10 protein-coding genes and 3 pseudogenes are annotated in these 9161 nt (G+C 43.8%); 4 read left to right on the plus strand and 9 right to left on the minus strand.

Annotated elements, in window-relative coordinates; all coding sequences use genetic code 11:
- Positions 1-595, minus strand: a 595-nt coding sequence (locus tag AMS66_RS03480; protein WP_053779469.1) for a TetR/AcrR family transcriptional regulator, incomplete at its 3' end; no start/stop codon positions are given.
- Between the two features lie 231 nt (positions 596-826).
- On the opposite strand from AMS66_RS03480, the gene gap reads away from it, so the two are divergent.
- The 4 genes and pseudogenes from gap (at position 827) to AMS66_RS31545 (ending at position 4053) form a co-directional block, all read left to right on the plus strand.
- The gene (gene gap, locus AMS66_RS03485) at positions 827-1837 is read left to right on the plus strand and encodes a type I glyceraldehyde-3-phosphate dehydrogenase (protein WP_053779470.1); all 1011 of its coding nucleotides are present in this window, start codon (positions 827-829) and stop codon (positions 1835-1837) included.
- A 51-nt stretch (positions 1838-1888) separates the two neighbouring features.
- Positions 1889-2212: a MarR family transcriptional regulator gene (locus tag AMS66_RS31540; protein WP_269084527.1), complete on the plus strand. Its 324-nt coding sequence runs from the start codon at positions 1889-1891 to the stop codon at positions 2210-2212.
- A gap of 100 nt (positions 2213-2312) precedes the next feature.
- Positions 2313-2552 carry a NifU family protein gene (locus AMS66_RS03490; RefSeq protein WP_053779191.1) on the plus strand — a complete coding sequence of 80 codons (240 nt, stop codon included), beginning with the start codon at positions 2313-2315 and terminating at the stop codon, positions 2550-2552.
- A gap of 141 nt (positions 2553-2693) precedes the next feature.
- Positions 2694-4053, plus strand: a pseudogene (locus tag AMS66_RS31545) (IS3 family transposase).
- Positions 4054-4187: 134 nt separating this feature from the next.
- On the opposite strand, the gene AMS66_RS03505 reads toward AMS66_RS31545, so the two are convergent.
- From AMS66_RS03505 to AMS66_RS33425, 8 genes and pseudogenes are all read right to left on the minus strand, one after another.
- Positions 4188-5378, minus strand: a complete 1191-nt coding sequence (locus tag AMS66_RS03505; protein WP_236703149.1) for an MFS transporter — start codon at positions 5376-5378, stop codon at positions 4188-4190.
- A gap of 105 nt (positions 5379-5483) precedes the next feature.
- Positions 5484-5576, minus strand: a pseudogene (locus tag AMS66_RS34630) (sugar ABC transporter permease); the annotation flags it as partial.
- A complete protein-coding gene (locus AMS66_RS03510) occupies positions 5560-6195 on the minus strand; it encodes a DUF2306 domain-containing protein (RefSeq protein ID WP_053779472.1) in 636 nt (211 codons plus the stop codon). The gene AMS66_RS03510 and the pseudogene AMS66_RS34630, both read right to left, overlap by 17 nt.
- Complete coding sequence (locus tag AMS66_RS32640) at positions 6185-6334, minus strand: hypothetical protein (RefSeq protein WP_160319659.1); 150 nt, start codon at positions 6332-6334, stop codon at positions 6185-6187. The genes AMS66_RS03510 and AMS66_RS32640 overlap by 11 nt, the downstream gene beginning before the upstream one ends.
- 540 nt (positions 6335-6874) lie before the next feature.
- On the minus strand, positions 6875-7531 hold the full coding sequence (gene hemQ / locus AMS66_RS03515) for a hydrogen peroxide-dependent heme synthase (RefSeq protein ID WP_236703164.1): 657 nt from the start codon (positions 7529-7531) through the stop codon (positions 6875-6877).
- Between the two features lie 166 nt (positions 7532-7697).
- Entirely contained in the window at positions 7698-8156 is a 459-nt protein-coding gene (locus AMS66_RS03520) for a Rid family hydrolase (protein WP_053779473.1), read from the minus strand.
- A 206-nt stretch (positions 8157-8362) separates the two neighbouring features.
- Positions 8363-8920 (minus strand): NAD(P)H-dependent oxidoreductase, encoded by a 558-nt coding sequence (locus AMS66_RS03525; protein ID WP_053779474.1) that lies wholly within the window; start codon positions 8918-8920, stop codon positions 8363-8365.
- Between the two features lie 143 nt (positions 8921-9063).
- Positions 9064-9161 (minus strand): annotated as a pseudogene (locus AMS66_RS33425) (hydrogen peroxide-dependent heme synthase); the annotation flags it as partial.

Below are 9161 nucleotides of genomic sequence, written 5' to 3' on the forward strand. Positions count from 1 at the left end.
TGGTCTTTAAGCAGCATTGCTGCAAATAGGACGAGAAGATTGTTATATTCATTAGCATGTGCTTGTTATCCCCATCCAATTTGCTGAGCAAAATGCCTCCTTCCAACAAGGAAAATGCAAATGAAGCAAGCGCATCCGAATCCAGATCTCCCCTAAACTCCCCAGCTTTAATCCCGTCACGAATAATACTTTTCATCATATCCAAGAAGGTATGCAGCCCCTGCCTTGCTCGACCATAAAGTTCCGCATGAGTATCGACACTTTCTACAGCTGTATTCTGCATGGGGCATCCGCCAATAAATGGTGGATTATCGACAACATCTTCATATACACGAAAAAATGCAAGTAACCTCCCAGACGCAGACTGCTCTTGGTCGACCGCCTCAGCAAATTTCCCGCTAACCAGACTGGCAGCGTAATTGTAGGCTTCAAGCGCAATCTCATCTTTACTTGTAAAATGTCGATAGATGCCCCCTTTCTTAATTCCGGTATCGGCAATAATATCATTTAACGATGTACCGGCATATCCTCTCTGATTAAAGATTGCTGCCGATTTCATAATAATGTGCTCTCTTGTTCGATCTCCTTTTTTCATGGGTTCCTCCGAATGACTTATTCTAATCTAACATTATATCAAATTTTACGACCGCAGCCTTGCCAATATCTTAAATCCTGCTATAATAAAGATACCGATCGGTACCATTTACTTTAAAACAAACCCATTCCAAAAGCAAACCTGTTTGGCTCCAGCTCAGTGCTTACTTTTAAGTTCTATTGGACAAACTAATGTGGAATGGATTCCGAACGAAAACAGGAGGATTATTCAATGAGTATAAAAGTAGGTATTAATGGTTTTGGGCGAATCGGAAGACTCGCTTTTCGTCGAATTCAAGAGGTGGAAAATATCGAGGTTGTGGCCATAAACGACCTGACTGACGCAAAAATGCTGGCCCATCTGCTCAAATATGATACTACGCAAGGCACTTTTCATGGTGACATCGAAGTTCATGATGGAGCCTTTACTGTTAACGGCAAAGATATTAAAGTACTGGCTAACCGTAACCCTGAAGAACTCCCTTGGGGAGAGCTTGGTGTAGATATCGTACTCGAATGTACAGGTTTCTTCACCACCAAAGAAAAGGCCGAGCTTCACCTGAAAGGCGGAGCAAAAAAAGTCGTTATTTCCGCTCCGGCAACAGGCGACATGAAGACCATCGTGTATAACGTAAACCATGAAATACTGGACGGAACAGAAACCGTCATTTCCGGCGCTTCCTGCACAACGAACTGTCTAGCTCCCTTCTTAAAAGCTCTGAACGATAAGTTTGGCATTCAATCGGGGTTAATGACAACCGTACACGCCTATACAGGTAACCAGAACACTCTTGACGCGCCAGATTCAAAAGGAAACTTCCGCGCAGCACGCGCAGCTGCAGAGAACATTGTTCCCTACTCCACTGGTGCGGCAAAAGCCATTGGCCTCGTTCTTCCTGAACTGAAGGGCAAACTCGATGGTGCATCTCAACGTGTGCCTGTTGCAACAGGCTCCGTAACGGAGCTCGTAGCTGTATTGAACACCAAAGTAACTGTTGATGAAGTGAATGCTGCTATGAAAGAAGCATCTGATCCAGAAACATTCGGTTACACAGAAGACGAGATCGTATCTTCCGATGTGAAGGGAATGACATTCGGGTCCCTTTTTGATGCCACTCAAACAAAAGTTCTGACAGTTGGCGATCAGCAACTGGTAAAAACCGCATCCTGGTACGATAATGAAATGTCTTACACTGCTCAACTCGTTAGAACATTAGAATACTTCGCAAAAGTCGCCAAGTAACATTGCTGCAATTCTTCTTGATTCTACCTGCAAGCGTCAAAAGAGCAGGGGATTTCCGAATATCCTGCTAATCTTACATCTGTACACGTCATTGACTGTATTGGCAATAATGATCCCATCAACAATACAGCACTTGCCGAAAAAATGGATTTAACGAAAGCAAGCATAACAAAGATAACGACCACATTATTAAAAGATGGTTTTATTGAGCGTATCCGTCTTAACGATAACAAGAAGGAAATCCACTTCAGATTAACGGCAAAAGCGCTGGAATTATATGTACTGCACGGAAAGCTGCATAAGCAGGAGCAAGATCGGTACTTCCGATTTCTAGAACGTTACACTAGTGAAGAGTTAAGTTTTATCAAGACATGATTGATGAACTAAAGGAAAGAATGATCGAGAGAAAGGCCATTGATTAAGGAAGTGCGAACAGTGAAGCTGATAGCACAGCCTCTATGAAAGGAGTCATAAAATGAGAGATTCTGAGGAATTGTTCGAAGAGGTAGACGATGTATTGAGAAAACTGCGTCCTTTTTTAATGCGCGATAACGGGGATGCTGAATTGGTTGAGGTTAAGTATGGAGTGGCTAAATTAAAATTCTTGGGAGAGTGCAACGGCTGTCCTAGTGCAACGATCACATTGAAGGCTGGTATTGAACGTGCCATTTTTGAAGAAGTGGATGGCATTCATGAAGTCGTTCAAGTCTTCTAGAAAAAGGGTGACCAAACAAACTGCTTTCATGCTGACATACGTTTGGACCTGCCTTTTCGCTACAATAAGAGCGTAAACTAACTTGAAATGAACTGCACCCCAATTGTTAGACACTATCTAGCAATTGGAGGTGCAGTTTTTTTGTCGAAATTTAATTTAGACTTGAAGATAGAAGCTATTCATCAACACTTATCAGGAAATGAAGGGATTAAAAGCATTGCGAAATCCTTAGGAATTAATCATGAAGTTCTGCGTATGTGGATCAAGCAATACGAATATCACGGTATAAAAGCTTTTGAAAAAACCTATACAGCTTACTCCCTTCCATATAAACTAGACGTACTCAACTATATGAACGAAAATGGGACGTCTCCAAATGAAGCAGCTGTCATTTTCAATATCTCTTCTCCAGGGGTTATTCGAAGATGGCGTAGTCAGTTCAATGAAAATGGAATCGACGCCCTAAAACCAAAGATAAAGGGGCGTCATCATATGACTGATAAGAATAAAAAAGGCTTAAAAAGAAAGAGCCTGCCGAGGGATCACTTGAAGCTCTACAAGCTGAATTAGAACGTTTGCGTATGGAAAACGCCTACTTAAAAAAGTTGAATGCCTTAGTTCAAAACAAGGGAAAATCACCAAACAAGACAAAGCACAAGTAGTCTATGAATTAAGGCTTGAATTCCCGGTGGTTGCATTGCTAGCGTTCGCTGAAGTCCCACGTAGTACCTTCTACTACTGGGTGAAACAGTTTGGCAAGCCCGATCTAGACATAGACCTGAAACTTCTTATTCGCTCCATTTATGAGGAACATAAGGGACGTTATGGCTATCGCCGTATCCGTGAGGAACTCTTTAATCGTGGACATCAAGTTAACCATAAAAAGGTACAGCGTATCATGAAAGAATTAGGTTTGAAATCAGTGGTACGCATGAAAAAATATCGTTCCTATAAAGGAACTGTAGGTAACATTGCACCTAACGTACTGGGTCGTAACTTTCAAGCTGAAAAACCAAATGAGAAGTGGGTTACCGATATTACGGAAATGAAGTTGTTTGGAGAAAAGCTGTATTTATCACCTGTTATGGACTTGTTTAACGGTGAAATTATCGCTTACACAGTAGGTTCTCGCCCTACGTATTCATTAGTCTCCGAGATGCTCAATAAAGCCTTTAAACGCTTATCCAATGGGGATGAACTCCTCCTGCATTCGGATCAAGGCTGGCACTACCAGATGAAGCAGTATCGACAGGCTTTAAAGGGACAAGCGATTACCCAGAGCATGTCACGCAAAGGGAATTGTTACTATAACGCAGTAATGGAGAACTTCTTTGGCATTATGAAGTCAGAGTTTCTTTATCTTCATGAGTTTGAAAGTGTAGATCACTTCAAGCAAGAACTAGAACGATACATGGATTACTACAATCACAAACGCATCAAGTCAAAATTAAAAGGCATGAGCCCGGTACAATACCGAGCTCATGCCAAACAAGTTGCATAAAAATATTTGTCTAACTTTAAGGGGTCACTTCATTTCATCGGATAAACCAGGGGTTTATTCCAATGTCTATTCTAAGGGGTGCAGACCAAGGTTGGAATACCAAACGACTCAGGACCTTTTTTTTTGGAGAGATATTAAGCTGCTAACTTGGATGCATCTTTTATATTGGACTTACGGGTAAGAGGTATAAATAATAGGATAGATAAGAACCCAAGTAACAAGAAGACAATTCCTACCCACATGACGCTTTGAATACCCATGCCATTGATAAATGCACCACTAACCATTGTACCAATGGTAACTCCAAGATTTGAAAACGCTACGAACAGACCGTTAGAGAAGTCTGGTGCTTCGGGCGCGGATGAAGTGATCATGTACTGGGAGATATTAAGGCCAAAAGTAAACAATACGCCCCAGAAAGCAATAAGAAGTATCATGGGAACGGTAAACGATCCGAGCAAGAATAGTACCAAATAACTACCAACAAACACGAGTGGATAGACAAAGGCAGTCTTTAACGCATTATTTGTAAGTAATTTACCTGCGAGTAAATTACCTATCATCCCTGTTAAACCAAATAGAATAAGCATTAAGCTAATCGTATTTGAAGACATTTCCGTTACACGCCCAAGGTACTCTGCAAAGAAGCTGAATGTTGCATACATACCAGAAAGGATAAAGATTGCACCAAAGATGGCTGCCCAAACAACACCTTTCTTCAAAATACGAACCTGTGAGCCATAAGACTGTTTTTGTTTCACGGGAAGGGAAGGGACAAAGAGAAGAATGGCCAAGAATGTTAAAGCATTTACAACAGCAAAGAATAACATCGCTATCTCAAGATTCGCATAGACCGCAATGAAAGAGGCAATTGGAGTTCCAATAATCATACCCGCGGTGAGACCCATGAATACACGACCGATTGCTTTTGGAGCCATTTCTGGACTAACTGAGGAAGCAGCTGCAGTAAAGGCAACAGACACGTAGACCGGATGTAGGAATGCAGGAACAATTCTTGCTATTAAGGCTATTGTAAAATTGGGGGCAAACATAGAAACAACGTTACTAACCACAAATAGCCCGATAGCAAGAAGCATAACACCTTTACGGTTAAATCCTGAGAATAACAATGGCAAGATAGAACCTGAAATTGCAACTGCGAGTGCGAATAGGCTAACAAGCAGGCCTGCAGTTGAAACGCTAACTCCAAAGTTTTCAGCAATGAGTGGCAATATCCCGATAATGCCCATCTCTGTATTAATGATTCCAAAAACCCCGAAAGCTAGGATGAAAATAATAAATGCTTTTGATTTGGTACCAGACACAATATTCACTCCTATTTATATTATTTTGTATAACTACTGTGAAAATGAAAAAAGATATACTGGTATTTTTCTATTAGGAATCAATCTATAATCAAAGATTCATCAGAGCATCTTCCCGATTTGTAAAATTAGAAAAATAACAATGGTAGGCTTAATCCCAGGCAAAGTAATATGCCATATTTTACGAAGCCTGCCCGCCAGCCTTTCGTCTCCGAATGATCCATTCCGCAGCCAAAAAAAGAAGTACGATCGTTCCTATAACACTCGCCGTATATCCGACCTCGTAGCTCATTCCCAGCGCGTTGATGAAGAGAAGCATAAGCGTATGAATCATCTGATTTGTAAAGCAGAACGCGTAACTGCGGATCATCCAGAGGCGGTGGTTTTCAACCCGTCCTTGTCGAATATGCAAGTATGCGTTCACTGTTATAAATATCCAAATGATATTAAGCAAATTGAAGGCTACACTCACGACCTTGCCTCCGGTCGCAAAAGGAGCCATATAGCCTGATGTGATGCATACGACCAGTACGGCGATGACATAGACGTAGCCGAGAATACGATGCGTCTTTCGGTACTTACGGAGCTTGGCACTAGCAAAGTTTATGGCTCCCGAAGCGATTGCGATGCAGGCGCAGATGACGTGAACGTTCAGCATAGTTAGCCAGACAGGTAAATTCATCGGACGGATGAGCTTGGTCTTGTGGCTCAAAAAAACCGACGCATCCGGATCCAGGGCGAAACGATTCAAGAGCGTCCAGAAGACGAAGGCTGCAGCAACGGTAATCAGGAGGCGGAAAGCACTTTTAGCGTTCATCAGCCTGAGGCGCGTTACCTATCAATCGGCGAGAATCACGTTCACTGCGCAGCCGGGCAAAACGGAAACCGGCGAATGTGAACAGTGAAACGAAAAACCAGCAATTAAGCGAGAACAAGAGACTGTGACTAATCGTCATGGCGAAACTCCTTTACATGTTGTTTAGAGTCATCAGCGCCAGCTTGAAAACTCTCCAGCATCTGATGGTCGTTATGAGTCACCACGATAATCGGCAGGTATGAATACAACAACAAATTACGATGATGCCGGTAATGAAATTATTGCTGTCAACGGACAAGCATACTCATATGATTCAAATTGGAACTTAACAAGTAATGGTATCAAGACCTTAATCTACAATGTCGACGACTCGCTAAGTTCTTATCACGGGAATAACGAGATCCAGCATCGGGTCGGCCCCATCAGGGGTTGACGCATATTCATTCAACGTGACAATTCCGTATTGAGTCGCAACACGTCGACAATCTGGACATCCGTTTTTGTTAAGTTCCCTCAGTACAATGCAATTGGGTTTATTAGTTGCAGTCAAAATTTTCTTTCTTGCACGCTTACAATACGAGATACTTGTATTTTCGAAACGGACCTAGAACTGTCACAAAAGATAAAAAAAATCACAAATCCGTGAAGCATAATTTAGCCGTTGGCGTCTTTTTTGGCCTCACACGTTCAGCAACTCTGTCAAGCCACCGGGTGTGAGTATGTTGCCGACGTAGAACCGGCCGAATTCGCCGAAGCGTGCGCTAGTCTCGTCGAACCGCATCTCATAGACGAGCTTCTTAAACTGCAGCGACTCGTCCGCAAACAGTGTGACACCCCACTCCCAATCGTCGAAGCCAACCGAGCCGGTGATAATCTGCTTGACCTTGCCCGCATAATTGCGCCCGATCATACCGTGACTGCGCATGAAGTTTTTGCGCTCCTCCAGAGAAAGCATGTACCAGTTATCGTTAAGCATGCGTCGCTTGTTCATAGGGTAAAAGCAGATATGTTTCGCCTTGGGTAGGATTGGCTTAAGGCGAGCGGCTACCTCGGGAACTTGCATCGGATCGGAGCCGGGAGGTGCTAAATAACTGCTCAGCTCGACGATATTGACGTACGAGTAAACTGGTTTCACGAATTTGGCGAACCCGGAACGATTAAATGCGTTCTCCACTGAGTTCAGCTCCTCGAGTGTCTCACGTAGGTTTATAAACATAATGTCTGCCTTCTGGCCGACGACGGCGTACATTGCCAAGCTGCCTTCCATTCGGGATTCGACCGCCAAAACGACAATCCGTTGGTCCTGGAGACGTTTAAAAAGGCATTTAAACAACATAAAGACGTGACTGGATTGACCGTTATCAGCGACCAAGGATGCCAATACACGTCTCATGCATAACACGACATGCTGCCACAGGTTGGCACACAATCAGCATGTCGTTGGGGGCAGTTGTCTTGATGGGTTCGTGATGGGCACGCCTCCTCGTCAAACCCGCGTCCGCTTAGGCTTGAGGCAGCACTGCCTTGAAGACGATTTCGATTAGTTGCTCTGGGAAGCCCAGTCTCGGTACGCCGATCAAATTGCTGGCGACCTGAGGCTGCGGCGTCCCGTAGACTTCTTTCCGAACCTTGCCTGCGACCGCAAACGCCGCATCGACATCGAGGACGTAGAGCGTATCTTCAACCACGTGGTCGAAGGTGGCCCCGAATTGTGCTAGGATCTTCGCGGCATTGGCATAGGTTACCCGCATCTGCTCCTCCATCATCGAGAAGTCGGCCGGCTTTCCAGATTCATCGAGCACCGCGGGGAAGACCATCGCCCCATTTTCGTCGTGGCTGAGTTGGCCGGAAACATGGATCGTGTTTCCGATCTTGATTGCCTGTGCATAACCGTAAGCGTCTTCCGCCGGCACACCATGATAGGCGGCCTCTTTACCATTCGTTGCGTTCGTATTCGTCATTTTCTTATCTCCTTTTCGTATACGCTGACTCGGATATCCGAGCCGCTTTTTCTTGTGAGCCGATTGCATTGTCGTTGTTGATGGATAACATTATGCTCAGGAACCGTTCTTTTATTATGCACCAGCAACGATTACTGGACATATGAGCGCAGCGCCGCTTATGAGGGGTTAAGTTTTTGGATGACTCCCCGAGTGAGATCCCCCCCTTAGGATTCAACTACAATCAGAAATGGCTGAGTGACGAATTCAGCATACTTCTTAGCCAGTTTTTCAAGAGCTTCGTCATTTACTTCTCTAACACCACTAATTTCAAAGGAGGGTTTATAAAGCATTTTTACACGATTTGCAGAAGCCTGGAAGGGTCTCAGCAGCTCGCTATAAGAATATTGATGGAATCCGCCGGCTTGATAAGCTTCACGAACACCGCCGGTTGAAATGGCCAGCCGCAGTTCCTTACCTTCCAGCTTATTTCCTCCCGGCCCGTACGCCCAGCCGCTGCCCCATACTTTGTCCAGCCATTTTTTCAACAAGTAAGGAGCGCTGTACCAGTAAAATGGGAATTGAAGTACAATCCGGTCGTAATTTTCCAAAAGTTGGCGTTCTTTTTCCACGTCGATTTGTTCGTCAGGGTAAGCTTCATACAGCAGGTGGACAGTGACTTCTTCATGTATTAATAGTTCTTCGGTCAGCCGTTTATTTATTCTTGAACTATTTAAGTTAGGATGGGTTACAATGACCAATGTTTTTTTCGTCTGGTTTGCCATCAATCTAAGTTTCTCCTTATCCGGGTTGATTTTTTGTTAAGTTTCCTCGGTACTTTGCAATTGGGTTTATATTTTCGAAATGGACCTAGAACTGTCACGAAATATAAAAAAAATCAAAAATCCGTGAAGCATAATTTAGCCCTTCACACGTTCAGCAACTCTGTCAAGCCAGCAGGTGTGAGTATGTTGCCAACGTAAAACTGGCCGAATTCTCCGAAGCGTGCGCTAGTCTCGTCGAACC

This window comes from Paenibacillus xylanivorans, from assembly GCF_001280595.1.
Classification (GTDB): Bacteria; Bacillota; Bacilli; order Paenibacillales; family Paenibacillaceae; genus Paenibacillus; species Paenibacillus xylanivorans.

Bases quoted from the DNA above. Each gene is read 5' to 3' on its own strand.
- hemQ (WP_236703164.1), bottom strand. From the start codon at position 7,531: ATGTTGTTTAAATGCCTTTTTAAACGTCTCCAGGACCAACGGATTGTC.
- AMS66_RS32640 (WP_160319659.1), bottom strand. From the start codon at position 6,334: ATGACGATTAGTCACAGTCTCTTGTTCTCGCTTAATTGCTGGTTTTTC.
- AMS66_RS03510 (WP_053779472.1), bottom strand. From the start codon at position 6,195: ATGAACGCTAAAAGTGCTTTCCGCCTCCTGATTACCGTTGCTGCAGCC.
- AMS66_RS03525 (WP_053779474.1), bottom strand. From the start codon at position 8,920: ATGGCAAACCAGACGAAAAAAACATTGGTCATTGTAACCCATCCTAAC.
- gap (WP_053779470.1), top strand. From the start codon at position 827: ATGAGTATAAAAGTAGGTATTAATGGTTTTGGGCGAATCGGAAGACTC.
- AMS66_RS03490 (WP_053779191.1), top strand. From the start codon at position 2,313: ATGAGAGATTCTGAGGAATTGTTCGAAGAGGTAGACGATGTATTGAGA.
- AMS66_RS03520 (WP_053779473.1), bottom strand. From the start codon at position 8,156: ATGACGAATACGAACGCAACGAATGGTAAAGAGGCCGCCTATCATGGT.